The following is a 25,125-nucleotide window of genomic DNA, read 5'->3' as shown; positions in this document are numbered from 1 at the left end:
AATCAGGAATCATCGTGTCCGGCACGATGATAAGGGTGCCCGGCAATGATTGTCAGCGCCCGATAGAGCTGCTCGGCCACGAGCGCCCGGACGATCTGGTGCGGCATAGTGAGCGCCCCGAAGGAAACCACCATATCCGCGCGCTGGCGGATCTTGGGATCGAGCCCGTCAGGGCCTCCGATGACGCAGGCCACGCCGGAGCGGCCCTCATCGCGCCAATGCCTGATTCGCTCGGCGAAAGCCTCGCTGGAGGGGCTCTTGCCGCGCTCGTCGAAGATGATCAGCACGGAAGATCCGGCCTTCTCGAGAAGGGCGGCAGCTTCTTCCGCGCGGCGGTCGTCGTCGCGGCGCGCCCGGCTCTCCGGCAGCTCGACAATATCAAGCCCGGCCAGACCCATGGCCCGGCTCATGCCGTCGACCCTCTGCCTGTATCGTTCGACCAGCTCCCGTTCGGGGCCGCTCTTGAGACGGCCCACGGCCAGCAAGCTCAGTCGCAACTTTTCAAGCCTTTATCAGCTTGCGCGATCTTGAGGACGGTCTGCGCCCCACATCTTCTCGAGGTTGTAGAAGCCACGCACCTCGGGACGGAAAATGTGAACGAGAATGTCGCCAGCATCGATCAGAACCCAATCGCAGGCGGGCAGGCCCTCCACGCGCGCATTGCCGAACCCCTTGTCCTTGAGGTCCTTGACCAGACGGTCGGCAATCGCGCCCACGTGGCGGTGGGAACGGCCCGAGGTAACGATCATGGTGTCTGCAAGCGAGGTTTTGCCGGTCAGGTCGATCTCGACCGTGTTCTCGGCCTTCATATCCTCGATGGAAGCCAGGGCGACGGCCCGGATATCCTCATCATGCGGAGCAGCCGCTCCGGAGAGAGGGGGAAGCGTGTTGGTGTCCGCTTCGGCAGTGTTCAGTCGGTTCAGGTTCAAGCCCTTTCTAAGCAGCGCTCAATTGAGGCGCCGATCCTTAAGATAAGATCGAACGCCCTACTTTTTCAACGTCCTCCGGAAGGAGAAGTTCTGCTCATTCGCCGCAGCATTGTGGATGACAGGTGCGAGCGGGGTCCGTGCAGGAACACCCATGCGGGGGCTTTAAGCCCCGCGAGGGCCGTGGCCCTGCCCTCCTCGATGCGCCATTTCGAGAGGGCCTGCGCACTCCGGGCGTTCATGGCCCTCAGGGTCCAGCCCGGCCGGTCGATGATGGCCATGGGCATCATCCGGGCAATGCGCCGCCAGCCGCGCCAGCGGTGGAAACCCGCGAGGTTGTCCGCCCCCATCACCCAGACGAAATGCACGCCCGGACAACGCCGCTTGAGGTAGGCCAGCGTATCGACCGTATAACGCGCGCCGATTTCGCCTTCGAAGGCGGTCACGTCGATGCGGGGGTCGTCGGCGATCTCCCTGGCCTGCGCCATGCGCATCTCGGTCGAAGCGAGTTCGCCCGTATCCTTGAGCGGATTTCCCGGCGTGACGATCCACCAGAGGCGGTCGAGCCTCAGACGCTTGAGCGCCATGAGGCTCACATGGCGATGCCCCGCATGGGCCGGATTGAACGAGCCGCCATAAAGGCCGATGCGCATGCCCGGCGCAGCCGGCGGTAAGCGCGTCAGCCCCGAAGGCATGATGCGGAAGCGGGAGGGAGGAGCGCTCACGGACGCGTCTGACCCGAACCGCGAATGCGATATTTGAACGACGTCAGCTGCTCGACGCCCACGGGCCCACGCGCGTGCATGCGCCCCGTGGCAATGCCGATTTCCGCGCCGAAGCCGAACTCGCCGCCATCCGCGAACTGCGTCGAAGCGTTGTGCAGCACGATGGCGGAATCGACTTCGGCAAGAAAGCGCTCAGCAGCCGCAGCATCGCCCGTCACGATGGAATCGGTGTGGTGAGAGCCATAGGTTTCGATATGCGCGATGGCGTCGTCCAAGCCGTCCACGACGCGCACCGCAATGATCGCATCGAGATATTCCGTACGCCAATCCTCTTCCGTGGCAGCCGTCACGCGCGCATCGGCGCCTTGGGTCGCAACATCGCCGCGCACCGCGCAACCGGAATCGAGCAGCATGGAGACCAGAGGTGTCAGATGCGTTGCGGCGCAGCCGCGATCCACCAGCAGTGTCTCAGCCGATCCGCAAACGCCGGTCCTGCGCATCTTGGCGTTCAGCACGATCTTCCGCGCCATTTCCAGATTTGCCTTTTCGTGCACGAACACATGATTGAGGCCTTCCAGATGCGCGAAGACAGGCACCCTGGCCTCATCCTGCACGCGCGCCACGAGGCTCTTGCCGCCACGCGGCACGATGACGTCGATATTGCCGTCGAGGCCAGAGAGCATCGCGCCCACCGCCGCGCGGTCCCGCGTCGGCACGAGGCGGATGGCGTCGGCGGGCAGGCCCGCCTTCTCCAGGCCCTCGCCCATCGCATCCGCGATGACCGACGAAGTGCGGAAGCTGTCGGAGCCTGTGCGCAGGATGGCGGCATTGCCGGCCTTGAGGCAGAGCGCCCCTGCATCCGCCGTGACATTCGGGCGGCTCTCGAAAATGACGCCGATCACGCCGAGCGGCGTTGCCACGCGCTCGATCTTCAAGCCATTGGGGCGCTCGAACTGCGCCAGCACACGCCCAACCGGATCAGGCAGCGCAGCGACGCTCTCCACGGCGGCGGCGATGGCTTCCAGACGCTCCGGATTGAGAACGAGGCGGTCGATGAAAGCGGAACTCTGCCCCTTGGCCCTGGCCTCCGCGAGATCCTCGTCATTGGCGGCAAGGATAGTCGAGGCCTTCGCGCGGATGCTGGCGGCCATGGCGCGCAGAGCCGCATTCTTCTGCTCGTCGGACGCCAATGCGACCCGCCGGGCCGCCTGACGGGCATTGCGTCCCAACGCGGCCATGAGGGCAGGAACATCCGGATTGCCAACCGAAGCCGCACCTGACGCGTTGAGGTGTTCAGCGAGCGGATTTTCGCTCAAGGCTCGAGTGTCATCCATGTCCAAGTCCCAGCCCTCCGGCATCGAGAGGGAAACCGATCGTCCACGATCCATAGCACGCCAAGCTGCACGAGGACCAAGCCGTTCCATGCGGCCCGATTCCGTCGATTGCGAGATCCGGGTGGGGACCTCGGGCTGGCACTACAAATCCTGGCACGGACCTTTCTACCCGGAGACCTTAAAAATCAAGGACTTCCTGTCCTATTACGGGGAGCAGTTCGATACGGCCGAAATCAACAATTCCTTCTACAGGCTGCCGACCGAACAGGCCGTGCAGACATGGCGGGACAGCGTGCCGGGCGGGTTCCTCTTCGCCTGGAAGGTCTCGCGCTTCATCACGCACATGAAGAAACTGAAGGATGTGGCGGAGAGCATCGACCTCGTGTTCGGCCGCATGGCAGGCTTGGGAGATGCCTTGGGGCCCGCCCTGTTTCAGCTGCCGCCGCAGTTGCGGGCCAATGAAGAAACCCGCGAGCGGGTCGCACGCTGCCTCTCGCTCGTACCGCGCAGCCAGCGCATCGCCTTCGAGTTTCGCCACCCGAGCTGGTACGACGAGGCGACTTTCCGCATCCTGCGCGATCACAACGCGGCCCTCTGCATCTCCGATCATGCCGATGCTCCGGCGCCGTGGCTGACCACGGCCGGCTTCGTCTATGTGCGGGCGCATGGCACCAATGGCCGCTATGCCGGAAGCTACAGCGGGGAAACCCTGCAGGATTGGTCGCGCCGGATCGCGGACTGGCGGCAGGAGGGCCGGAGCGTTTACGTCTATTTCGACAACGACATCAAAAGCGCCGCCCCTGGCGACGCTCGAACCTTGCTCGAATGCCTGGAGAGCGATCAGTCGCTCAGCGCCATGTCGTCCCGGTGAACCATCTCGGCGCGTCCGGCATAGCCGAGGATCGCCTCGATCTCACGGCTCGGGCGGCCAATGATGCGTGAGGCCTCCTCCGCATCGTAGGCCACAAGGCCACGCCCGAGAACCCGGCTTCCGTCGCGGATCGTCACCGCATCGCCGCGATGGAACGTGCCCTCGACGCGCCGCACTCCAACCGGCAGCAGGCTCGCGCCGCCCTGCAGCGCACGGGCCGCGCCGTCATCCACGATGAGCGTGCCGCGCGGCTCCAATGCGCCGGCGATCCATGTCTTGCGTGCGGTCGCGGGATTGGAGGGCGTGAGGAACCACGTGCAGCGTCCGCCATCGGCGACGCGCCGCAACGGATTCTTGGCGCGTCCATCGGCGATGATCATATGCGTGCCGCTGGCGGTCGCGATCTTGCCTGCCTCTATCTTGGTGCGCATGCCGCCGCGCGAGAGTTCGGAGGCCGCGCCTCCCGCCATCGCCTCGATGGTGGGCGTAATGCGTTCGACCACCGGAATATGCTCGGCACCAGGATCGGATGCAGGCGGCGCGGTGTAGAGCCCGTCGATGTCGGAGAACAGCACCAGCAGATCGGCGCCGATCATCGTGGCGACGCGCGCCGCCAAGCGGTCGTTGTCGCCGTAGCGGATCTCGGATGTCGCGACCGTGTCGTTCTCGTTGACCACCGGCACGGCGCGCATCTCGAGAAGCTTCAGTGTCGTCGCGCGCGCATTGAGATAGCGACGCCGCTCCTCCGTGTCGGAGAGCGTCACGAGAATCTGACCGGCCGTGATGCCGTGATGCGCGAGCACCTCCGACCAGGTCCGCGCAAGGGCGATCTGGCCGACGGCTGCGGCGGCCTGGCTCTCCTCGAGCTTCAGCGGACCGGAAGGAAGCCCGAGAACCGTGCGGCCCATGGCGATGGCGCCGGAGGAGACGACGAGAACGTCGGTTCCCTTGCTGTGAAGATCGGCAATGTCCTCGGCAAGAGCGGCAAGCCATGCATGGTTCAAGCGTCCGCGCGCGCGATCCACCAGGAGCGCGGAGCCGACTTTCAGAACGACGCGGCGGAACTGGCTGAGCTGCGGGCTCACGGATGCCACTCTTCCTGGGCCTGGGCGGCGTCTTCCTCCTCGGCCTTCGCCTCATCGATCACGGTGAGCAGGGATTGCAGGGCTTCCTGCACCCCATGGCCGGACGCGGAGGAAAGCACGAGAGGCGTGCGCTTGCAGGCTTTCTTCAGCTTTTTCAGCTGTTCCTTCAGCGTGTCCTCATCGAGTGCGTCAACTTTGGAGAGCGCTACGACCTCAGGCTTATCCGCAAGGCCATGGCCATAGGCCTCGATCTCGTGGCGCACGACTTTGTAAGCCTCGCCCGCATCCTCGCTCGTGCCTTCGACAAGGTGCAGCAGCACGCGGCAGCGCTCCACGTGGCTCAGGAACCGGTCGCCGAGGCCGACGCCCTCGGATGCTCCTTCGATGAGGCCCGGAATGTCTGCCAGCACGAACTCGCGATTATGAATGCGCACGACGCCAAGCCCCGGATGGAGCGTGGTGAAGGGATAATCCGCGATCTTGGGTTTTGCCGCGGTGACAGTCGCCAGAAAGGTGGACTTTCCGGCATTCGGCAACCCGACGAGGCCCGCATCCGCGATCAGCTTCAGGCGCAGGATGATCGTCATCTCCACGCCCTCCTGGCCGGGATTGGCCCGGCGGGGCGCGCGGTTGGTGGAGGTCGTGAAATAGGCATTGCCGAAGCCGCCGTTGCCGCCTTTGGCGAGCAGCACCTTCTGGCCCACATGGGTCATGTCGGCGATGACGGTCTCGCCATCCTCCTCCAGGATCTCGGTTCCGGCCGGGACTTTCAGCACCACGTCCGCGCCCTTGGCGCCGGCACGGTTCTTGCCCATGCCGTGGCCGCCGGTCTTGGCCTTGAAGTGCTGCTGGTAGCGGTAGTCGATGAGGGTGTTCAGCCCCTCCACGCATTCGGCCCACACGTCACCGCCACGGCCGCCATCGCCGCCGTCCGGCCCGCCGAACTCGATGAACTTTTCACGGCGGAACGACACGGCACCACCGCCGCCATTGCCGGAACGAATATAGATCTTGGCTTGGTCGAGAAATTTCATAACCCGTATCCTTTACGGGACAACATGGATGCGAGCAACGCAGACGAAAGAAAAGCGCCCCCGAATGGTTTCCGGGAGCGCCCCGATTTGGTTTCGAGCATCTTTCCAGCGCAACAGCGGATATCCGCTGTTGCGTGGAATCTCAGCTCGCAAGCGAGATGGAACGGTCGAGCTCGACCTCGACCGAGGCGGGCTCGGGGATGAACCCCGTATGGCCCCAGGTCTTGAGGCTCTCCCAGGTCCGCCTGTCGAGGCGGAAATGGTCGACCGGATAGAGGCCGCACCGGGCAGGCAGTTCCGAGAGCCCTGCCCCCTGATAGGCAAAGCCGCACTTCTCCAGAACCCGCCGGGAAGCCGGATTGATGACCCGGGCACAGGCCGTGATCTCGTCCCCGTCGCCATAGGCGAAGAAGGCATCGATCAGGGCGCGGGCCGCCTCCGTGGCATAGCCCTGTCCCCAGGACGGCATGCCGAGCCAGTAGCCGAGATTCGGCTTGCCCGATTCGGGATCGGGTCCGATGCCGACCATGCCGATGAGGCTGTTCGGCTTGCCCTTCGGGGTGATCGCCAGCTGCAGGCCTTCGCCGTCCGCATTGGAGCGCCTCGCCTGGAAGATGAACCTCTCGGCCTGTTCCGGGGAGTATGGATGCGGAATTCGGGCCGTCATGTCCGCGACAGGTTTCTCACCGGCAAGGCGTACGACGGCTTGTGCATCCGCAAGGCGAGGCCAGCGCAGCCACAGGCGGCGCGTCTCGAGACGGAAAACATCGTCACGGGTGAGGTCGGGAAACATGGTCTTGCTCCGATCCGAATGGGCCCTCCCTGGGCCCGGAAAACACGAAGGGGAGGTGGACATCCCACCTCCCCTGTCGGTTTTTGGATCTGAGCTTGGCCTTTAAGGGCCACTTGGAGCTTCTGATCCGCCGGGTCGGTGTGATGCCGGCGGGAGCTCCTTCGTTTTGCTCTCGCCGTTTACTCTGCAGCCTCTTGGGCCGGTACGACCGATACGAATGCTCGGCCCTGACGCGTAAGGAATCGGACTCGGCCATTGGCCGTGGCAAAGAGGGTGTGGTCTTTGCCCATGCCGACGTTAGCGCCGGCATGCCATTTCGTGCCGCGCTGACGAATGATGATGTTGCCGGCGATGACCTGCTGATCGCCGAACTTCTTGACTCCGAGGCGACGGCCTTCGGAGTCGCGACCGTTGCGGGACGAGCCGCCTGCTTTTTTATGAGCCATGGGTATGTACTCCCGTGTTCTGTGTCAGTGAGCCGAACGCTTATTCAGCGGAGGCCGGCGCAGCTTCGTCAGCCGCAGCCTTCGTGGACTTCTTGGCAGCCGCCTTCTTGGGCTTCGCGCCACCGGCGAGGATCTCGGTGATCCGCACCACGGTGTAATCCTGGCGATGCCCGCGCTTGCGGCGGGAATTCTGGCGACGGCGCTTCTTGAAGGAGATGACCTTCTCGCCGCGGGTGTGCTCCACCACTTCGCCTGCCACGGTCACGCCCTCGACGAGGGGGGCGCCAACCTGGGTCGAACCGTCGTTGGTGACCATGAGAACCTGGTCGAACGTAACGGCGGTGCCCGGCTCGCCCGCGAGCGTGGCGACGGTGATGACGTCATTGGCGGCAACGCGATACTGCTTGCCGCCGGTCTTGATCACTGCGAACATCTTGATCCTCGTGTTCTAACCCAAATCTCTAACGAGGCTTTTGGCCCGCAGGATTGGCTTTTTGGCAGTTTCCGGCTTCGTTTCACGGCCGCTTGGCGCAGCCGCATGGATACGAGCAGGCACTCTTACCCGCTCATAGAGGATGCCTACCTACGGGCTCCCCTCGCCTTTGTCAATCAAAAACCCCGTAAAAACCTGCCTCAGGGTGCTTGAAGAGCCGCCAAGCCCATGATATCCACCCGGCCTCAACCAGCGGGCCCCAGGGCCTTCGCGACCCGGAGAGGTGGCAGAGTGGTTGAATGCACCGCACTCGAAATGCGGCATACGGGCAACCGTATCGGGAGTTCGAATCTCCCCCTCTCCGCCATTACCTTCCCAAGACTTCCAGAATAAATCGGAACGCTTGCCGTTCAGCGGCGCGGGTTGCTCCGAAGAGGCCGCCGCTTTTGCGCGCGTTCTCGCGCCAGATCGATGCGCTTCATGGAGGAAGCGATCGGTTGGAGGCGGCGCCCCTCCCCGCCGCCTCGTTCAGCGTGCGCCAGCCGCGGTCAGGAGTTGTTCGATCTCATGGTAGCCACGCCGGCGCGCATGCTGCAGGGGTGTGACCCCGTCGCGGTCGGCAAAGTTGGCGTTCGCTCCTGCATCGAGCAGCAGCCGCACAATTTCCACATGTCTGCGCCCACCATCCCCGAGAATGATGGCCTCGAGCAATGCGGTCCAGCCCAGCTTGTTCACGTGATCGACATCCACGCCAGCAGCGATCAGGGTGCGCACCGTCTCCACGTGCCCGCGCTCGGCGGCGGGAATGAGCGCCGTGCCGCCATAGCGGTTCGTGCTCTTGAGATCGGCGCCATGAGCCAGCGTCAGGTTGAGGATTTCGAGATAGCCCCTTGCACCGGCGAGCAGGTAGGGACTGTCGTTGATCTCGTCCTTCGCGTTCACATCGGCGCCCGCCTCGATCAGGGCTTTCGCCGCGGCAACGTGATTGCTCTGGACAGCGGCCATGAGGGCCGTTCGCTGTCGGCTGTCACGCGCATCGATGCTCGCCCCTTCCCCCAGGGCGCGCCTGACGCCGTCGGAATCTCCCTGCTCTGCGGCGGCGATGAGTTGGCGGTCGAGGGGCGAAGGGGTTCCACTCGAACCAAACCCCGAAAATGTGCTCATCAGCAAGGCTCCCAACACCATCACAGGGAACAGAGATCTCATCATCGTGCCATCCACAATACCGTTCCAGCCCTTCCCGGTCTGGAATATCGGCCCGCCATGCGCATTGGGAAGGGCCGCACCATGCGCAGGGCGACTGATCGCGACACTCCTCAGCGGGCTCCGGAGCGGCCTGGCGGGCGCGCGGCGGTCTTGACTGGGACATCCAGCATCGCCTTCTCGCCCGGCGTGAGGTGCCGGACCTCGCCTCGCGGCAGATCGCCCAGCCGCACACCGCCCACATCGATGCGCACGAGGCGGAACACCTCCGCCCCGACTGCGTCCAGCAGGCGCCGGATCTGTCGGTTCCTGCCCTCATTGAGGACGACTTCGAGCCACGCGTTGCGTGCGCCGGACCGGAGGAGTTTTGCCGATCTTGCGACCAAGCGCTCGCCGTCGAGCATCATGCCGGCTTCGAGCCGTTCCAGCATGTCTTCATCCGGCAGACGGTCGATCTGGACGTGGTAGATCTTTTCGACATTCGATGCGGGGTCCAGAACGCGCTGAGCCCAGCGCGTGTCGTTGGTCATCAGCAGGAGGCCCTCGCTCGCTTTGTCGAGGCGTCCAACGGGCGCGACGAACGGGAGATCGAGGCCCTCCAGGCACTCGTAGACCGTTGCCCGCTCCTGCGGATCGTCGCGGGTTGTGACCAGGCCGCGCGGCTTGTTGAGCATCAGGTAAACCTTGCGCTCCGCCACGACCGGCTCTCCGTCGACAGTAATGCGGGCGCGCCCAGGATCGACGCGAACGGTCGCGTTGCGAACCACGCGGCCATCGACGCGCACTCGCCCTTCCGTGATGAGGGCTTCGGCCTGCGTGCGGGAGCAGAATCCGAGCTTGGACAGGGCGCGAGGCAGGCTGACCACAGCGCCGTCCTGACGCCGCGGCCCACCCGCACCCCGCAATCTGGGCGGCGGCTTCATGATCTCAGCGGTCCTCAGACGGTAGAGGATCGAAACGAACGGCAGAGACCGACATTGCGGAGCAGCAGACCCTTCCTGCCCGGGTCAAGCAAGTGTTCGATCGGATCGAAGCCCCCAATGTCGAAATGAGAATGCCCTCTTGGTTATCGCGATCCGTCAACGCCTGATCCGGCATGGAGGTTGGGTGCAATCTATCTCGCTCCTGTGTGTCTCTGGTGGCGACGTGTTCTTGCCGTCTTGAGCCTCAGAATGCAACGGCCGGATGGGCATCCGGCACGCAGACCCATTGGCCGATGGAAGGCTGCGACTTCATGCCCGACACCACTCGCCTATCTTCCAGACGGCCCCATAGCTTGCCTTCGCAGATAATAGGGCTATCTTGTCAGTGTGATGTTCAAGCTCGTGAAAAATCTTCGCCTTTTGGTGCGCGCGGGCTGCCTCCAAGCAGGCACGTAAGCCCCAGGGGCCGGTCTCGCCCATTGTGGCCTGCCGGCGCTCAGGGGCATCCAATCTCCCTCATACAGCCGTTAAGCCGTCGCATGCGCCGTCCAGGTGCGTGTCGGCCTTTCACGTCCGTCTGCCCTGCGGGAATGCGCATCTCATGCGTCCGCAGCTGACCGCTTTGAGGAGGCTTTGATGAACACACAGCACGAACTCCCCCCGATCACCCTCGCAGCCAGCGACTACAACCGCCTGCTGTTCACTGCGATGATCCAGCAGAAACAGGGCTGGCGAACGCCCAACTTCCTGCTCAAGGAGCTGCGCCGCGCCAATGTCTGCCACCCAGGAGCCCTGCCGGAAGACGTCGTCTCGACGGATTGCCGCGTAATCTACCGGGTTGACGACGAACCGAAGTCGCGAGCGCACCTGCTCGTTCACCCCGAAGACCTGATCTGGCCTGGCGCGGAGCTCTCGGTGACCACACCGCTCGGCACCGCGCTGCTGGGCCTGCGCGTTGGCGACAGCATGTCATTCGTCGAAGCGGACGGCACGGTTCATGACGTTTTCGTGGAGGGCATCGGCCTTCGCTTTCTGGACGACGGCTCGACAGTCACGCGCGCTCCTGGCGGCATCATCTGGACTTGAGGCAAGTGGAGAACACGATGATCAAGCAAGAAGGCCTTCCACCCGTGACGATCTCGACGGGCGATTACGACCGCCTTGCCTTCGTGGCATCGTTCGGGCTGAGCTTTCAGCAGGGCCACCCGGCAGCGGCGATGCTCGCCAATGAACTGATCCGGGCGACGGTCGTAACGCCGCGCGTCATTCCACCGTCGGTGGCGACGATGCACTCGCGGCTGGAGTTTCGCGATGACGTCACGTGGAATGTCCGCTGCGTAACGCTGGTCTATCCTGACGAGGATGACGGCGAGGCGGACCGGATGTCCGTGCTGTCGCCGGAAGGCGCAGCGCTGATCGGCCTCAGCGAAGGACGTTCGATCACGTGGCGAACGCCGAAGGGATGGCGCAGCCTGACGCTGTTGCGCGTTCTCTATCAGCCGCATGGACGCTTTGTGGAGCCATGGAAGGAATTGTCATGAAACGCTTCCAAGCAGCATCGCTAGAGTTGTCCTGCATCGGAATGCTCATGGATGGAGGCCTGAATTGTTGAGTCAGGTTCTTGCTTCCATCGTGCTTATCGTGGGCTGTTTCCTGATTTATCAGATGGTCATCCGCCAAGCCCGATGATGGAGCACGTGATGCGCTGGCTGGCTTGGGGCCTCCTGTTTCTCGGCACAGCCGCGGGCTTGTGGGAACACTGGCCGGGGTAAGCAGACGCAAAGCGGCGGCAATCCTGCGCCGTGAGCGCCAGGCGCGGAATAGCCGCGATCACATCATCCATGCATGGTGGCGCGGCGATCAGGCTCCGACCAGGAATCCGCCGCCGCCTGGGTAGCGCATTGCGACCTCTGTCATGCGGCTGCATGAGCAATACCCTCATCAGATCACTTGTCTTTGCATGCTACTGAACCCCAACCGGCACGAAGGCGCCGACGACCCTCGGGCCAACGGCTTCGACGCGCACGTCAAGCAAGTCGTCCGAGCCGATCAGCGGCATCCTGTCTCCGGCACGCAGGCCGAGCAGGGACAGGCCGATCGGAGTCAGGACCGACAGCTCGGCCGGCGGCCACATGCGGTCCTCCGGGTGAATCAACATGCGCTTTTCCGGCGTGTCTTCGCCCGCAAGCCGGTAGGTCACGAACGTGTCGAGAGTGACAACATCATCCGGCAGCCGGTCCGGCTCGCATAAGGCGGCCCGCTGCAATTCATGCAGGAGCTGCGCCGCGAGCGGATGAGCGTGCTCGGCGAGCTCACGAGCTGTCCGCATCAGGCGCCGGTGATCATGCGGCGTCATCGTGATAGCTGGCAAATGGGCGGTCATTGGAAACCTCTTGGAAACCTCGTCGATAAACTCGGTCAGGGGAAAGAGCAGGCTTACGGGATTGGCGACCCGGTGACGGGCGAAGACGGCGCCCCAACCGGCAGGATCGCCGTGGCGGCGATCTCCACGACCGCTGCCGGATTCACCAATCCAGTGACCTCCACCAGCGCCATTGCCGGATAATGATGGCCCATGACCTCCTGGTAGACCACGCCGATTTCCTTGAGCAGCATCCGGTAATGATCGATGTCGAGCACGTACCAGGTCATCTGCGCGATATCCTCGGGCGCGCCGCCCGCTTCGGCGAGGACCGTGCGCACGTTTCGCAACGCCTGGCGGGCTTGGGGCACGAGTCCGATGGATGTCACCCTGCCCGCATTGTCGGTGGCGATCTGCCCGCCGATGAACACGAACGTGCCGGTGCCTGCCATCGCATGCGAATAGCCGCGGGGGCTCGGCCACTTCGGCGGATTGATCTCGCGCAGCGGGGGCGCCAGAGACGGTGTCGCGATAGTCATGTTGTCCTCCTGCTCGGCTCCGTCGCGGGACGAAGCCTTGTTGATCCGAAATGCCGCCAAGAGGGTTCCCCGGGACGGCGGCTCAGTGGCCGCCGCCCGCGGGGCTCAGGATCCCGTTTTCAGGAACCTCGTGGCCACCGGATCCTCGCGCAGCGAGAACGGCTCGTATGAGGGTGCCAGCGCAAAAGCGGCCCGGTGCACCTCGGGCGAGTAGTAGCGGGTCCGGCCCTGCAGCACGCCGAAGCGCTCCCGCAGAGCATCGATCGGGGGACGCAGCGCATCGCGGGATTCGGCTGCGGCCACAAGTGCGAGCATGCCGCCGGCATAGGTTGGCACTGGCGCAAGGTAGGGCCGCACACCAGGGAAGGAACCGGAGAGCCGTTGGCACACCATCTCCAACTCGCCGGGCTGGAAGAACGGCGCGCCGCTCTGCACAACGATCATACCGCCTGGGCGAAGGCGACGTCGGCAGGCCTTGTAGAAGTCGGCCGTAAAGAGCGGCTCGCCCGGTCCCATGGGGTCTGTCGAGTCGATGATGATGACATCGAACCTGTCCTCGGTCTCGGCGATGTAGCGCGTCCCATCCATGACGAGCACGTTTGCACGCGGATCGTCAAAGGCGCCGCTCGAAACGTCGGGCAGGAAGCGCCGCGACAGATCGATCACTTCGCCGTCGATTTCCACGAGAGTAGCGCGTTCGACTGGATGCTTCAGCACCTCCTTCAGGGTGCCGCCATCCCCGCCGCCGATGATGAGCACGTCCCGTGCGGAGCCATGGGCCATCAGCGGTACGTGAGCGATCATCTCGTGATAGATGTGATTGTCGCGTTCCGTCAGCTGCAGAATGCCATCGAGTACCAGAACCTTGCCGAAGGTCGCGTTCTCGAAGATCAGGACATCCTGGAACTCGGTCCGCCAATGGTACAGCACGCTGTCCATGGAGAGCATCTGCTTGTGATGCTCGTAGAGCTTCTCCTGAAACCAGTTCATAGGACCACTCCACGCTTGTGCTCGGCGAGTGTGACGACACCGGGCAGGAACGCGCCTTTGAGAACCTCGATGGCCTTGTGCGGCTGCGCGCCGCCGCACATGAAAACGTCAACGGCCGCGTAGGAGACCTCGGGCCAGGTGTGGATGGAGATATGGCTTTCGGCGAGAACGGCCACGCCGGAGATGCCGCCATTGGGAGAAAAGTGATGGAGGTCGATGTTGAGCAGCGTCGCGCCGGCACGACCCGCTGCGTCACGAAGAGCCTGCTCGACCAACGGAAGATCGTCCAGGTTCGACGCGTGCCAGAGGTCAACGATCAGATGCGTCCCGGCAAACAGAATGCCGTCGCGTTGAATGAAATGGTCGAGGCGGCCATCATTGGCCGGAAAAGGGGTCTTGGGAGGGATCGCAAGGGGCGTGGTCCGGTCAGCATGACGCGGGTGGCCCTCATAACCGTGAGCCGGCGGGCGCGGGTCAGGGGCGGCAATCACGCTGAGGCGGTTGGTTTCGGCCATTCAGTTCTCCATTGGCAGGATTTCTGCCGGTTGCAAGACAAGGGCGGGCCACGCGGCCGGTGGAGGTCGCGTGGCATATCGTTCGCATGACGTGCGCAAGGCATGCGTGCTTACGCGGGCTGGAGCTCCGCAGCGGCGGGATCACGCACCTGCAGCACGGTCAGCCGCTTTGTCTCTCCGGTGCGCGTGGTCCAATCGATTGACTTTCCGACAGGCAGTCCGATCAACGCAGTACCGATGGGTGTGAGCACCGAGATGCGCCCCCTCGAGATGTCGGCCTCGTTCGGATAAACGAGGGTCACCGTCTGCACGCGGCCGGTCATATCGTCTCGGAATTCGACCATGCAGCCCATACACACAGTGTCGGCGGGCTGGCGGCCTTTGGCCAGAATATGCGCGCGGTCGAGTTCTTCGCTGAGTGCGGCAGCAACCTCGGGCATGGTGTGCGCAGCCGCATTTGCGAGCACCGACAGCTTGTCGTGGTCGGCTGCAGTCAGGGTGATGCGCGGCTTGGCGCTTGCTTTATTCGTCATCTCAAGTCTCCAGTTTTGGTGTGGACGTCAGCGCCAGTCATGCGGCGCTCGGTCCGGGATCGTCGTCATCGCCTTGCGGCGGATCGGGAAGCCGCTCCGGCGCCGGTCGGCTCCGTGGCATCAATCGAACCACTTTTCCGTCAGGCTCCTCTGCTCCGTGCGGATCTGGCTTTGATGGCGGCTCGTTCTGGGACTGATCCATGGCATGGCCTCCTTTGCGCCGGATTGAAACGGGAGCGGATGCGGGTTGGAGCATCTGCGTCGGGAATTCGGGAGCAACTGGCTTCAACGCCGGGCGCGCATCTCCGGACGACGGGCCGGGCTCTGCGCCCGCCGCCGGAAATTGTCTGCGCCACATCACGTGGGGCACAATATTGAAAAAACGTTGAAGCATACCGCTGCGCCAGCTGCCGCAGCAGCCAGCCTCACAAGATGTCCGAAGGTTTGGAAACTTGCACTGCCCCGAACTCGGGGCGCGGATGCGCGTCGAGCTCGGGGCTAATTGCCCGCGATGAGGTTGCCTGCACGCAGCAGGCCATGACGGTGATGTACGAAGCTCAACATAATGCCCCTAAGCTGGTGCACATTGCCCCGTTTGTCAAATCGTTGACGAGGCGTGTGGCGGAATGCCCTGGCTCAGGCTCATCATCGGGCTCACGCCAGGCGTCGCTCGTGAGTACGACATGGATCGCCTCCGCGTCCTTCGCGGACCTCAATCGCGCGGCCACCTCGCGGTCGCGCAACCGTCGCGCCACGCAGGCCAAGGCCCGCAGATGCGTGGGATCGTCGCCATCGGGACTCAACAGCAGAAACACGAGATCGGCGGGAATATCGTCCGCCGCGCCGAAATCCTGCGCTGGCTTGAGACGCGCGAAAGCGCCGATGGGCTGGTCAATGCCGCGGGTCGCGGCGTGAGGGATCGCGATGCCGCGCCCGAAACCGAAGGTGGACGCATCACCACGCTCCAGAACCGCACGGCAGACGGCATCGCAATCCAGAGAAACCTCCGTCGACGCGAGGCGAACGAGCTCGCCAATGATCTGCTGAACGTCGCGGGCGTGCAGTCGCGAAACCACACGAGCGGGAGATATCAGGGTCGTCATCATGGTGGATGCCATCGTCACCATCGGCCGGATTCCAGGCCGCCTCATATTTCCAGGAACAGGACAGAGTCATTCGCCCGGGCGGCATGCCGCCGCGGGTTCAGATGCCCGTTTGCAGGATTCCCTTTCGGCGCAGCATGCGCCGGATGAGAAAGCGTACGTTCATGGCAATATGGCAACGCTTGTCCGCAGAGTAAGTTCGAGCTCGCACACGAGACTGTCCCTGAAGGCCTCAGCATCCCGTTCCATCTGCATGAACTCCATAGCTTGAACAAGCGCTTTTAATATCTATCTTGAGGATATCATGCCAACGTCAGCCATGGTTCTTCGAACCGCCGCCCGGACCTCCCGCCGCGCCTCAAGCGCCTGAGCCGGGGCAAGACGCCCGTCTTGCGCCCGGGAGATTTCACTACACAGCAAATTTTCGTCAGCCGACGATCAGCGGCCGTATGCTGTTCGTGCCCGTCGGCGGCATATGCCCAGGCGTTGAAGCCGCTTGGCCGATGATACTCGTTTCAGGAGGATGAGGTGTCCGCGTCTTCAGTTATCCCGACCGTTTCCGCACTCGACCATGAGCGGCTTCAAAGGGTCGCTTCAGCTGGCATGCAGATCCGCAGGCTGCCGCCATCCGCTAAATTTCTTGCATCAGAGCTCGAACGAGCCAGGGTTGTCAGCCCAGCCAGCCTTCCTCCGAATGTGATCTCCATGCATTCGGTTTTCGACTTTCAAGACGGAATCACGGAGCAGATCCGACGCGCAATGCTGGTTTATCCAGGCGAAGAGGATGCAGGTGCGGAGCGCATTTCCGTGCTGTCGCCACTCGGCGCGGCGCTGATCGGATTGGCTGAGGGGCAATTGTTCCCATGGCGTAGCGCTACGGGCGTGCGGCGGACGCTGCAGGTTATCCGCGTGGTGCATCAACCCGAACGCGCGAACGGCCATGGGGATCATCACGTTGGAGCAGCGACAGCAGTGACTTGAGCTGACGTGAACCGGGCCGGAGGTTTCTCCGGCCCGGCATAGGGTCTAAGCGTGTGCCGCGGCCGGCGGTTGAACCCGCCTGCTGTCTGCAGCCCGCTTCTTCCTGCGAAGCAACTGATTGCCGATCTTGGCAAGCGCTAGGTCAAACGCCTGATTGCAGTTCGTAGCCGTGGCTTCTGCAATGATCATCTTCAAATTGCCGACCTGAACATTGATGGTGCAGCAGTACCAATGCCCGTCGCGCGTGAACCCGACGGTCGCATGCTTCAGGTGCCCGAAATGAGTTTCTGCGACATGCAGGATCTCCTCCTGAACCTTGCGCGGCAGCGCCTCGCCAAGATCGATGTTGGAGCTGTTGATCCTGATCGGAGCGAGTGTGGCGTTCTGCTTCATGAGAGTCTCCTTCTTGAGATTAAGGGATGGGAGCATCCTGATGCGGTCGTCACGTCATCAGGAGGCATGGGAACATGTGGAGTGTCGGGTTTGGCCGGTTTGCTACTTCTGTCGGAACACCAAGGGCACCGGGCCGCGGCCCTTGGCAGATTACGCTTGCAGATCCTGCAGACGTCCCGTCGGGCGCGTCTCAGCATCATCGTTCTCCTTTCGCGAGCCTCTGCTCGGCAAAGCTATCGTCGAGTTTTGTGAAGGCGGGTGGTCACCACGGCCGCATCCGTGTCATCGGCCTTTTCCGCCGAGGAATATCTGAGTCAGAGCAACGCGGGCCATCGCGATCAACGTGAGGGATATGGACAGACCCAGGAGGCTGAGCGACGCCGCGTAGCCGAATGCTTCACCGAGCCGCTCCCAGAAAATGAATTGCGCAAGCGTCAGCGCAAAGACGATTGAAAGGATTGCGACGGACATGACCTCACCATGCGGCTGTCCCAGCGAGACGGCCGCTCATCATGATTGGATTGTGATTGCGAAAACCCGCGCGCCGGATCAGTCCACTCAGTGGATGACGACGAGATTATAAGCGGTCGGGTTTTGCCGTGTACCGATCATCCCCGGACTGAAAACGTCCGGGGCTCAGGCTCCCGTCTTCAGACGGCCTGCACGCAAAGCGGAAATGGTACGGATCTTGGACATGACACCATCAATGTCGGATGCGTGCGCATTATTGTCAACGGTCATTGCCCGCGTCAGAAGGCGCGATTTGACAAAGCGCCGATGCAGCCTAAGCTTGCCTCGTCATGATGCCGTTTGCCATACATCATCGCGGCCGTTGCCGCGCCGGAACCCTAGTCGCAGGACGATAGCCCCGCGTCCGCTGCGCAGGCGCGCGGACCCGGGGAGATGAAATCTATCAAAATATCGAGTCGGGCTGGGATGCAGGCGAACGCATGTTCCGGAGCCGCGCCCGCATTGGCATTGCGCTTGGGCAGCGGACATCTGTCGGACAATGTTGCTGCTTTCCGGCATTTGCATTTCAACAGGACATCATGAGCAAGGAATCGAAAAAGAGATCTTTGAGCTATCGGGTGACGACGCCCGACGAACGTACACGGCGCGAGGCCGAGATAGAGCGGCGGTCCGAGCGCATCATGGCGCTGAAGGCGCATGGTCTGAACTATGCTACCATCGCAATCCGGCTGGGCCTGAGCGCCAGCACCGTGAGTAGGCTGGCGCGCGAGTATGTTCAACGGGCGCAAAGTTAGGCTCTGACCGCGCGCAGCCGGAGCCGCAATTGTGAAAGGAGCGAAAAATGTCCAGTCATGCTCAAAACGCGCTGAGCCTGCGCAACGGGGCTTACATGCCTTCGGAGATTGAAGCGCTGGCCTGCGAATTGTTCGAGCGTGTCTGCCGCGATGACAGCTTCGAGGACCTCAAGCGGCGTGCTGCCTTCGATCGTCAGGATGCAGGTCGCCTCAGACACTGGATCAGAGCCGCACACGCCATGCTGGCGGAGGAACAGTCCCAACGTCGCTGATCAGCTGAACTTGATTTCGTGGAACTTCTACTTACCTTAGGAGTGTCATGATCACGCTGCATCACATCTCCCGTCATTGTGTGGAGCGCCTCCTCCGAGGCCACTGACCCCCGAAGGCCGGCCGTGCCCAATGCGGCGGCCCGCCATTCGGGGCCATGACGATTCCTGAGCCATCGTCTGACTTGTAGCGCCCTTTCAAGGGCCGGCGCGGCATGCGCCTCATCAGGATCGTCCTTCAATCTTTCGCATGCTGCGCTGCGCGGAGGAGAAGACATGATCGCACGCTATCACCAATCGACCGAGCCCCTTTCGCCGCACCGGTTGCTATCCTTGGCCCTTGGCCAATCGTCATTTCCGGACGATAGCAGTCGCATCGCGCCGATGCCATGGCGTCTGAAGCGGGAAGCCCTAGGCCGCTCGACACCAGATAAATCACAAGTCCAAAATAACTGGACGCAACATCCGCGCGCAGCCACGTTACCATCCCCGCTTACTGTTGCAGACGTGATGACGCGCGACGTGGTTTCCGTCTCGACAGCAACTCCAGTGAGCGAGATCGCCAGCCTGATGGCAGGCAAGCGGATCAGTTCCGTACCTGTGGTCGGAGTCGACGGAAGTCTCCTTGGCATCATCAGCGAGGGGGACCTGATCAGGCGGGCCGAGATCGGAACGGAGCGCCGGCGTCCTTGGTGGCGCAGGATCTTTGCGGATATCGAGGCAGAGGCCGCTGACTACGTGCGAAGCCACGGCCGGAAGGCACGACACGTGATGACGCCGGAGGTGGTCACGGCCACCGAAGACAAGGCACTGCCGGACCTCGCCGACATCATGGAGAAGCGGCGGCTCAAGAGGCTTCCCGTCGTACGTGGGAAGCGTCTCGTCGGCATCGTCAGCCGCAGCGACCTCGTCAAGGCGGTGGCCCGCCATCGCGCTCCCCTCTTCGCGCAACCTCCCACGGACGATGCGATCCTGCAGGACCTGATGGACCGCGTGAAGGCAGTGACGCCCTCTCATCTGGTCATCAACATCTCGGTGCATCGCGGCAACGTGGACATCGCCGGGGTCCTGGACTCGACGGCCGAACGGGAGGCGGTCCTCGTCGCCGTCGAAAACACGCCGGGGGTCCGTTCAATACAGAACCGTCTCATCCTGCGCCCCCGCTCCGTTTCCTGAACTGGGAGGACAATACGATGACGCGATCTCGCGCAATCCTCAATGCCGTCATCCTGTTTGGCGGCGTGTGCCTGCTGCTCGGAGTCCCGGGAATGATCATGATCGATTCCTGGAGGGTCCTTGCGATCTACGCCGTCGCAGTCCTCGGCTTCGCCGCGTGGGTGTCCCGGGAGACGTATCAGGGCTCCCGCACAACATCGGATAGGCTCAAGTCTTAAGAGGCCTCGGGACGGGCTCCCTAGCCCTTGGTTCATCGGCCTCGAAAGAGGTCGATGAACCATTGTCTCCGGCAAGGGAAATGGCGCGAGGAACCCAGGCGAAGGAATACATGCCAAATGAGAGGAGGAACCTGGAGCCGGGAAGCGGGTTTCTCCTCAAAGCCAAGCTTTCCTGGTCTGCAGTGCGAGTCGGGCCGGCAAACGAGGTGACTGTGACCAGCGAACGCTACGCCATCGGTCTCGCCCGCGCCTTCGGCGGCGCGATTCTATTTGGCCTCCCGCTGCTGATGACAATGGAGATGTGGTCGCTCGGCTTTTCGATGGGGCGCGGCCGGCTGCTGATGCTCATGATGTTCACCCTCATGATGCTCGTGGGCCTCTCCTACTTCTCAGGCTTCGAAAAGACGTTCAGCCTGAAGGAGGACGCCATGGACGCGTTCGCTGCCTTCGGTGTCGGCATAACGACCTCCGCCCTGCTGCTCGTGACGCTCGCCGTGATTACATTCGACATGAGTTGGGGCGACATGGTCGGCCGAGTGGCGCTGCAGAGCGTACCGGCCAGCATCGGTGCGATGCTCGGGCGCAAGCAACTCGGGGATGAGCAGGACATGAAAGCCGAGGAGGAGCGCAAGCAGGAAGCCGGTTATGCCGGTGAGCTCTTTCTGATGGTGGCTGGCGCACTGTTCCTGGCCTTCAATATGGCTCCCACGGAAGAGATGGTCCTGATCGCGTTTCAGATGACGCCATGGCATGCCCTGGCGCTAGGCGTCCTCTCCCTCCTCCTCCTGCATGCCTTTGTCTACAGCATCGGGTTCTCTGGTCAGGAAAATCGGCCCGAGGGCGGGACGTTCGTGTCGACCTTCCTGCATTTCACCCTGGCCGGATACGGCATCGCCCTCCTGGTGAGCCTCTACGTGCTCTGGAGCTTCGGGCGCACGGACGGCGTGGCCGTTGCCGAGATTGCGAACATGCTGGTCGTGCTGGGCTTCCCGGCTTCGCTCGGCGCCGCAACAGCGCGGCTGGTGGTGTGAGGCATCGATGACCCAGGACCATCAGGCAGACGAGAACCGGGCCGGCAAGCCGGCGCAGCAGGTGCCGTGGCTGGAATGGCTGGCCGCTGGCATTGGCTCCCTCCTTGTCCTCGGCGTCTTCACCGTGATCGGCTGGCAGGCACTCAACGGCTCTACCCCACCCGCGATCACCGTTACAGTCGATACCGTGGCGCCTGTGGAAGGCGGCTATCGAATCCTCTTCCGGGCGCTCAACCGCGCTGACGAAGCGGCTGCTCAGGTGGAGATCGCAGGCACGGTTTCCACGGATGGCGGCGAGGAGGTCAGCCGGGTTGTCCTTGACTATGTGCCAGGCCATTCGGAGCGGCATGGCGGGCTGTTCTTTACCCGTGACCCGCGAGGTGGCTCCCTCGCCGTGCGCGCGACAGGTTTTGTCGCGCCTTGAGCCATGGGCCTGCAACTGGGCGGCAAGGATGAACCGCGCTTGGTTAAGCAAACTTGATCGAGGCTCCCGATCCTGCTTGTCGCCGGGGCCGAGGCATTGTTTGCCATGAGGATGAGAAGTCGGCCCAGGTGATCACCAATGGAAACCGTCGTAGCGGTCTCCTAATTTTTCACTCCCTGGAATTCGGGCGAAGTCGAGCAGCCTTTGTTCCGGCCTGATCGTTTCTATGGCGTGGATATACTCCGGAGCATGAGCTGTCGTTACAATGACTTCCGCTCCGTCCAGCACTTCATCGAGGCTGCCAACCATAAGATCCGCGATGTGCGGAATAACATGATACAGGTATTCCCTGTTGGCCCCCATGAGGCGGGCCAGCTCGACATTTCTATCGAAGATACGGATGGAGCATCCTTTCCCTATCAGCTGCTCAATAACGGTGACATAGGGGCTCTCGCGCAGGTCATCGGTGCCTGCTTTGAAGCTGAACCCGAGAAACGCGATCTTTTTTGCTCCTGTATTCAGGATCCAATCGACACCCCGCTCCACCAGACGTTTGTTACTCGTCATCAAGTTGGCGATGATGGGGGCATCAACATCCTTGCTGACGCAAAATTGCGCCAGTGCCCGCGTATCCTTCGGCAGGCAAGAACCACCGAAGGCAAACCCTGGGCGAAGATAAGCCTTTGAGATGTTGAGCTTGGTGTCCGAGCAGAATATGTCCATAACCTCATGGCTGTCGATGCGAAGCGTCTTGCAAAGGGTGCCGATCTCATTCCCGAAAGCTACCTTCAGGGCATGCCAGACATTGTCCGCATATTTAGCGAGCTCGGCAACTTCCGTTGAAACGCGGAAAACAGGAGCGGACATGTTGCCATAGAGTTCGTTCAGCAAATCCGACGTAGGCTCATCCATCGCCCCCATCACAGTCTTGGGAGGGTTTTTAAAGTCTGCGACGGCGGTGCCTTCCCGCATGAATTCAGGATTGCTTGCAAGCCCGAACGCGACCCCGAGCTGGCCGCCCGTTCTTGCTTCCAGAATTGGAAGCAGGCGTTCCCGGGCCGTGCCAGGAAGGACAGTGGAGCGGATGACGACAGAGTGATATCGCTCCTTGGCCGCGATGGCATCTCCGATCTGTGCGACCACCGCCTCAACTGCACTCGTATCAAGCGAGCCGTTATGACGGCTCGGAGTGCCAACGCAGACGAGAGACAAATCCGTCTCGGCGACAGCCTCAAAGCTATCCGACGTTACCTTTAATCGGCCTTCGGCTACGTTACGCGCGACCAGGGCATCGATATCCTTTTCCACGATGGGAGCGTGACCGCTTCTCAGGATATCGATCTTCTCCTGGTTGATATCGACTCCGATCACCGTATGCCCCTGGTCTGCCAGGCAGGCAGCACATACTGTTCCTACATATCCAAGGCCAAAAACACTGATTCTCATGCGTTCCTCGTAAATCACAGTACCCTGGTGAGAAGTCGACGCATTTCCTGTCACAGCACAGATCAGTAGGCGCGGGGGTCGTGCCACATTCTGACAGCAGTCATCAGGATGATTTTGAAGTCCACGAGAAGCGACCAGTTCTCGATGTAGTGAAGGTCATAATCGACCCGCTTCTTGACCTGCTCCCGCGAGCAAAGCTCTCCACGCGCACCATTGACCTGCGCCCACCCTGTGATCCCAGGTTTTACCCTGTGTCGGGAGACATATTCCTCAACGAGAGAATCGAGAGCTTTCCCTTCTGCGCAGGTCGCGAGGGCGTGAGGCCGTGGACCAACCACAGACATCTTCCCTTCGAGAACGTTCCAAAGTTGAGGAAGCTCATCGATGCTGGTTCGCCGTATGAACCGCCCTACTCGGGTAACGCGTGGATCGCGCTTGCTGGTTTGTCGGGAGGCATGAGCATCCGTGGCCTCTACGTACATGGACCGAAACTTCCAGATCTCGATTGTCTGTCCGTTGAAGCCGGCTCTCGTCTGCCGGAAAAGTACGGGACCTCGGCTATCCAGCTTGATCGCGATAGCGGTCAGAATCATCAATGGGGAAAGGAGGAAGAGCGAAAGGCTCGCAACCACCACATCTTCAATTCGCTTGATGGTGACATCCCAATCAGTCAGCGGCGGCTCTGCGATTTGGAGCAGGGTCTGCTCCCCGATTCGGCGCAACCGAATGGCTTTCCGGAGATCGAGAGCTGCCTGAGGCAGAACTAATACCTCGACGGCATGCTGAGAAAGCGCTTTGAACTTTTTGAGAGCAGTCTCAATTTGCGACAATGGGATGCAGAGAATAACGACGTCTGGGTTGAGCTTCTTCAGATAAGGCGCCAGATCAGGCGTCGAATCCAGATCGCTGACGGTGATTGCACCAATCGGACGGATCCAGCGGGCAGCCTCCAGGGCAGATTGCCTGCCTGTCGAAGAACTTTCACCGCAACTTACGATAAGAGCTCGCTGGAGGCATGCGCCGTTTGCGAGCTTGCCCGCCACCCGCGCCAGCAGCAATATACGCGCAACCACGATCAGGATTACGGAAAACACTGCCCAAGAGAAAAACCATACTCGCGAGTATTCTGCAGTTGTCTTCGTGGCAACACCGATAACCATCAGCATCGCAAATGTCAGCAGAACCGACGCGACGCCTCTCTGCAGGGACCAGCTCCAATCGAACACGCGCTTTGTCGCGTGAGCCTTTACCGCTTGGCAAGCGAGCAATTGGATGAAGGCTGCGACAATGATTGCGTGAAGGTAGCGAGTATATGATCCCGCATCGATATTTTCGTAAAGGATGGCTGGAGTAAGCCCGCTGACAAGCAGGATAAAAGTGTCGATCAAAAGCAGAGAGGCGGCGAAAGAATAGGCCGATATCCGATCCGGGAAGGCGCGCGCATCGCTCGTCCCAGACGCAGAAACCGTCTCATGAAAGCCTGCAAACTTGACAGATCCCATCGCTTCAGCTCCGTCAATCTTCGGACACGTCAATACATTCCGCGGCTCCGATCCGTTTCCCGCCGCATAACCCAGCCCTTCTCGGGCGCCCCTCTGTGGGAATAGCCACTCTTAGGCCAAACAGGCCTCTGTTGATCAGAAACAGAGCGATCCGGTTGAGAGAGTAAATGGAGCGGTGAATGGCGATTGAGCTTCCATACCCCGAAGCCACACGGACAAGTGCGAGAGGAAAGGAAGGAGTGGAGAGCAAGGCATTTTGCTCGGTTTTGTCGAGCTGGAGTCTAGGGGAGCGCATCGAAGATCCTCACGAAGCGCATCGACGCCGGCTGCTGTGACAGCGCGACGGGATGCCTCGACAAGTCTTCGCCCGAGAGCCCTGACGCGGGTCAGGGAATAAAAGCCGTTAAGTGAACTGTGTACTGCTGTTGGATGGGCCGCGCTGCGTCGGCCTTGAGTAATACATAGATTAAATTATGCTTAATCTCAAGCCGTCTGAGGTTTTGCAATGAACTTCAGGAACACGTTGCTTATGCTGACGGAATTTTAAATCCCCATCCACCTGTCCGGTAACTCCTCCGTAAGAGCACAATGCGCTCTGAGTCGTT

The 25,125-nt window shown here is 62.0% G+C and carries 32 protein-coding genes and 1 tRNA gene; 11 read left to right on the top strand and 22 right to left on the bottom strand.

Going from position 1 to position 25,125, the window contains the following annotated elements; genetic code table 11:
- Window positions 1-2 precede the first annotated feature (2 nt).
- The 4 genes from rlmH to BLP10_RS08710 form a co-directional block, all read right to left on the bottom strand.
- A complete protein-coding gene (gene rlmH, locus BLP10_RS08725; protein WP_091133391.1) occupies window positions 3-497 on the bottom strand; it encodes a 23S rRNA (pseudouridine(1915)-N(3))-methyltransferase RlmH in 495 nt (164 codons plus the stop codon).
- A gap of 15 nt (window positions 498-512) precedes the next feature.
- Complete coding sequence (gene rsfS / locus BLP10_RS08720; protein WP_244510465.1) at window positions 513-842, bottom strand: ribosome silencing factor; 330 nt, start codon at window positions 840-842, stop codon at window positions 513-515.
- Between the two features lie 152 nt (window positions 843-994).
- The gene (locus tag BLP10_RS08715; RefSeq protein WP_091133549.1) at window positions 995-1,621 is read right to left on the bottom strand and encodes a nicotinate-nucleotide adenylyltransferase; all 627 of its coding nucleotides are present in this window, start codon (window positions 1,619-1,621) and stop codon (window positions 995-997) included.
- Window positions 1,622-1,647: 26 nt separating this feature from the next.
- Window positions 1,648-2,889, bottom strand: a complete 1,242-nt coding sequence (locus BLP10_RS08710; RefSeq protein ID WP_244510463.1) for a glutamate-5-semialdehyde dehydrogenase — start codon at window positions 2,887-2,889, stop codon at window positions 1,648-1,650.
- Window positions 2,890-3,073: 184 nt separating this feature from the next.
- On the opposite strand from BLP10_RS08710, the gene BLP10_RS08705 reads away from it, so the two are divergent.
- Window positions 3,074-3,856 carry a DUF72 domain-containing protein gene (locus BLP10_RS08705; RefSeq protein ID WP_244510452.1) on the top strand — a complete coding sequence of 261 codons (783 nt, stop codon included), beginning with the start codon at window positions 3,074-3,076 and terminating at the stop codon, window positions 3,854-3,856.
- Here BLP10_RS08705 and proB read toward each other — a convergent pair.
- The 5 genes from proB to rplU all read right to left on the bottom strand — a co-directional run bounded on the left by proB (window position 3,826) and on the right by rplU (window position 7,647).
- Window positions 3,826-4,941, bottom strand: coding sequence for a glutamate 5-kinase (proB, locus tag BLP10_RS08700; RefSeq protein WP_091133383.1), 1,116 nt, complete (start codon window positions 4,939-4,941; stop codon window positions 3,826-3,828). The two genes, BLP10_RS08705 and proB, sit on opposite strands and share 31 nt — an antisense overlap.
- The gene (obgE, locus tag BLP10_RS08695) at window positions 4,938-5,975 is read right to left on the bottom strand and encodes a GTPase ObgE (RefSeq protein WP_091133381.1); all 1,038 of its coding nucleotides are present in this window, start codon (window positions 5,973-5,975) and stop codon (window positions 4,938-4,940) included. The genes proB and obgE overlap by 4 nt, the downstream gene beginning before the upstream one ends.
- A 142-nt stretch (window positions 5,976-6,117) precedes the next feature.
- Window positions 6,118-6,768 (bottom strand): GNAT family N-acetyltransferase, encoded by a 651-nt coding sequence (locus tag BLP10_RS08690; RefSeq protein ID WP_091133379.1) that lies wholly within the window; start codon window positions 6,766-6,768, stop codon window positions 6,118-6,120.
- A gap of 179 nt (window positions 6,769-6,947) precedes the next feature.
- On the bottom strand, window positions 6,948-7,214 hold the full coding sequence (rpmA, locus tag BLP10_RS08685; RefSeq protein WP_091133377.1) for a 50S ribosomal protein L27: 267 nt from the start codon (window positions 7,212-7,214) through the stop codon (window positions 6,948-6,950).
- Window positions 7,215-7,254: 40 nt separating this feature from the next.
- On the bottom strand, window positions 7,255-7,647 hold the full coding sequence (rplU, locus tag BLP10_RS08680; RefSeq protein ID WP_091133375.1) for a 50S ribosomal protein L21: 393 nt from the start codon (window positions 7,645-7,647) through the stop codon (window positions 7,255-7,257).
- A gap of 277 nt (window positions 7,648-7,924) precedes the next feature.
- Between rplU and BLP10_RS08675 the strand changes: the two genes are divergently transcribed.
- Window positions 7,925-8,014 (top strand) — tRNA-Ser (locus BLP10_RS08675).
- A 161-nt stretch (window positions 8,015-8,175) separates the two neighbouring features.
- On the opposite strand, the gene BLP10_RS08670 is transcribed toward BLP10_RS08675, so the two are convergent.
- Window positions 8,176-8,811, bottom strand: coding sequence for an ankyrin repeat domain-containing protein (locus tag BLP10_RS08670; RefSeq protein WP_244510451.1), 636 nt, complete (start codon window positions 8,809-8,811; stop codon window positions 8,176-8,178).
- Window positions 8,812-8,963: 152 nt separating this feature from the next.
- Window positions 8,964-9,773: a pseudouridine synthase gene (locus tag BLP10_RS08665; RefSeq protein ID WP_091133372.1), complete on the bottom strand. Its 810-nt coding sequence runs from the start codon at window positions 9,771-9,773 to the stop codon at window positions 8,964-8,966.
- Window positions 9,774-10,409: 636 nt separating this feature from the next.
- Here BLP10_RS08665 and BLP10_RS08660 point away from each other — a divergent pair.
- A complete protein-coding gene (locus BLP10_RS08660) occupies window positions 10,410-10,859 on the top strand; it encodes a GreA/GreB family elongation factor (RefSeq protein ID WP_091133370.1) in 450 nt (149 codons plus the stop codon).
- A gap of 17 nt (window positions 10,860-10,876) precedes the next feature.
- Window positions 10,877-11,314 (top strand): GreA/GreB family elongation factor, encoded by a 438-nt coding sequence (locus tag BLP10_RS08655; protein ID WP_091133369.1) that lies wholly within the window; start codon window positions 10,877-10,879, stop codon window positions 11,312-11,314.
- 422 nt (window positions 11,315-11,736) lie between these two features.
- Here BLP10_RS08655 and BLP10_RS08650 read toward each other — a convergent pair whose 3' ends face one another.
- The 7 genes from BLP10_RS08650 to BLP10_RS08625 all read right to left on the bottom strand — a co-directional run bounded on the left by BLP10_RS08650 (window position 11,737) and on the right by BLP10_RS08625 (window position 15,839).
- Window positions 11,737-12,156 carry a GreA/GreB family elongation factor gene (locus BLP10_RS08650; protein ID WP_091133366.1) on the bottom strand — a complete coding sequence of 140 codons (420 nt, stop codon included), beginning with the start codon at window positions 12,154-12,156 and terminating at the stop codon, window positions 11,737-11,739.
- A gap of 53 nt (window positions 12,157-12,209) precedes the next feature.
- Window positions 12,210-12,674, bottom strand: a complete 465-nt coding sequence (locus BLP10_RS08645; RefSeq protein WP_091133547.1) for a RidA family protein — start codon at window positions 12,672-12,674, stop codon at window positions 12,210-12,212.
- 105 nt (window positions 12,675-12,779) lie between these two features.
- The gene (gene speE, locus BLP10_RS08640; protein WP_091133364.1) at window positions 12,780-13,664 is read right to left on the bottom strand and encodes a polyamine aminopropyltransferase; all 885 of its coding nucleotides are present in this window, start codon (window positions 13,662-13,664) and stop codon (window positions 12,780-12,782) included.
- On the bottom strand, window positions 13,661-14,179 hold the full coding sequence (gene speD, locus BLP10_RS08635; RefSeq protein WP_091133363.1) for an adenosylmethionine decarboxylase: 519 nt from the start codon (window positions 14,177-14,179) through the stop codon (window positions 13,661-13,663). The genes speE and speD overlap by 4 nt, the downstream gene beginning before the upstream one ends.
- Window positions 14,180-14,289: 110 nt before the next feature.
- Window positions 14,290-14,712, bottom strand: a complete 423-nt coding sequence (gene rnk, locus BLP10_RS08630) for a nucleoside diphosphate kinase regulator (protein WP_091133361.1) — start codon at window positions 14,710-14,712, stop codon at window positions 14,290-14,292.
- A gap of 37 nt (window positions 14,713-14,749) precedes the next feature.
- On the bottom strand, window positions 14,750-14,914 hold the full coding sequence (locus BLP10_RS23140; protein WP_175493836.1) for a hypothetical protein: 165 nt from the start codon (window positions 14,912-14,914) through the stop codon (window positions 14,750-14,752).
- A gap of 355 nt (window positions 14,915-15,269) precedes the next feature.
- Window positions 15,270-15,839: a PTS sugar transporter subunit IIA gene (locus tag BLP10_RS08625; protein ID WP_175493835.1), complete on the bottom strand. Its 570-nt coding sequence runs from the start codon at window positions 15,837-15,839 to the stop codon at window positions 15,270-15,272.
- Between the two features lie 504 nt (window positions 15,840-16,343).
- On the opposite strand from BLP10_RS08625, the gene rnk (BLP10_RS08620) reads away from it, so the two are divergent.
- Window positions 16,344-16,796: a nucleoside diphosphate kinase regulator gene (gene rnk, locus BLP10_RS08620; RefSeq protein ID WP_091133357.1), complete on the top strand. Its 453-nt coding sequence runs from the start codon at window positions 16,344-16,346 to the stop codon at window positions 16,794-16,796.
- A gap of 45 nt (window positions 16,797-16,841) precedes the next feature.
- Here the strand turns inward: rnk (BLP10_RS08620) and BLP10_RS08615 are convergent, their stop codons facing one another.
- Window positions 16,842-17,189 (bottom strand): HPF/RaiA family ribosome-associated protein, encoded by a 348-nt coding sequence (locus BLP10_RS08615; protein WP_175493834.1) that lies wholly within the window; start codon window positions 17,187-17,189, stop codon window positions 16,842-16,844.
- Window positions 17,190-17,471: 282 nt separating this feature from the next.
- A complete protein-coding gene (locus BLP10_RS08610; RefSeq protein WP_091133353.1) occupies window positions 17,472-17,660 on the bottom strand; it encodes a hypothetical protein in 189 nt (62 codons plus the stop codon).
- A 578-nt stretch (window positions 17,661-18,238) separates the two neighbouring features.
- Here BLP10_RS08610 and BLP10_RS08605 point away from each other — a divergent pair.
- The 6 genes from BLP10_RS08605 to BLP10_RS08580 all read left to right on the top strand — a co-directional run bounded on the left by BLP10_RS08605 (window position 18,239) and on the right by BLP10_RS08580 (window position 21,572).
- A complete protein-coding gene (locus BLP10_RS08605) occupies window positions 18,239-18,454 on the top strand; it encodes a helix-turn-helix domain-containing protein (protein ID WP_139165449.1) in 216 nt (71 codons plus the stop codon).
- A gap of 47 nt (window positions 18,455-18,501) precedes the next feature.
- Window positions 18,502-18,726 carry a hypothetical protein gene (locus tag BLP10_RS08600; RefSeq protein ID WP_091133349.1) on the top strand — a complete coding sequence of 75 codons (225 nt, stop codon included), beginning with the start codon at window positions 18,502-18,504 and terminating at the stop codon, window positions 18,724-18,726.
- A 507-nt stretch (window positions 18,727-19,233) separates the two neighbouring features.
- Window positions 19,234-19,899, top strand: a complete 666-nt coding sequence (locus tag BLP10_RS08595) for a CBS domain-containing protein (protein WP_244510450.1) — start codon at window positions 19,234-19,236, stop codon at window positions 19,897-19,899.
- 17 nt (window positions 19,900-19,916) lie between these two features.
- The gene (locus BLP10_RS08590) at window positions 19,917-20,117 is read left to right on the top strand and encodes a hypothetical protein (RefSeq protein WP_091133345.1); all 201 of its coding nucleotides are present in this window, start codon (window positions 19,917-19,919) and stop codon (window positions 20,115-20,117) included.
- A 212-nt stretch (window positions 20,118-20,329) separates the two neighbouring features.
- Window positions 20,330-21,148 carry a TIGR02587 family membrane protein gene (locus BLP10_RS08585; protein ID WP_091133545.1) on the top strand — a complete coding sequence of 273 codons (819 nt, stop codon included), beginning with the start codon at window positions 20,330-20,332 and terminating at the stop codon, window positions 21,146-21,148.
- 7 nt (window positions 21,149-21,155) lie between these two features.
- Complete coding sequence (locus BLP10_RS08580; RefSeq protein WP_091133343.1) at window positions 21,156-21,572, top strand: hypothetical protein; 417 nt, start codon at window positions 21,156-21,158, stop codon at window positions 21,570-21,572.
- A gap of 132 nt (window positions 21,573-21,704) precedes the next feature.
- Here BLP10_RS08580 and BLP10_RS08575 read toward each other — a convergent pair whose 3' ends face one another.
- The gene (locus tag BLP10_RS08575) at window positions 21,705-23,018 is read right to left on the bottom strand and encodes a nucleotide sugar dehydrogenase (protein ID WP_091133341.1); all 1,314 of its coding nucleotides are present in this window, start codon (window positions 23,016-23,018) and stop codon (window positions 21,705-21,707) included.
- Window positions 23,019-23,080: 62 nt separating this feature from the next.
- Complete coding sequence (locus tag BLP10_RS08570) at window positions 23,081-24,520, bottom strand: exopolysaccharide biosynthesis polyprenyl glycosylphosphotransferase (RefSeq protein WP_091133338.1); 1,440 nt, start codon at window positions 24,518-24,520, stop codon at window positions 23,081-23,083.
- Window positions 24,521-25,125: the final 605 nt, after the last annotated feature.

The sequence above is a fragment of the Microvirga guangxiensis genome (assembly GCF_900102135.1).
In the GTDB taxonomy this organism is placed as follows: domain Bacteria; phylum Pseudomonadota; class Alphaproteobacteria; order Rhizobiales; family Beijerinckiaceae; genus Microvirga; species Microvirga guangxiensis.
Note: the sequence above shows the minus strand (reverse complement) of the source record. Positions and strands in the feature narration are given on the sequence as shown.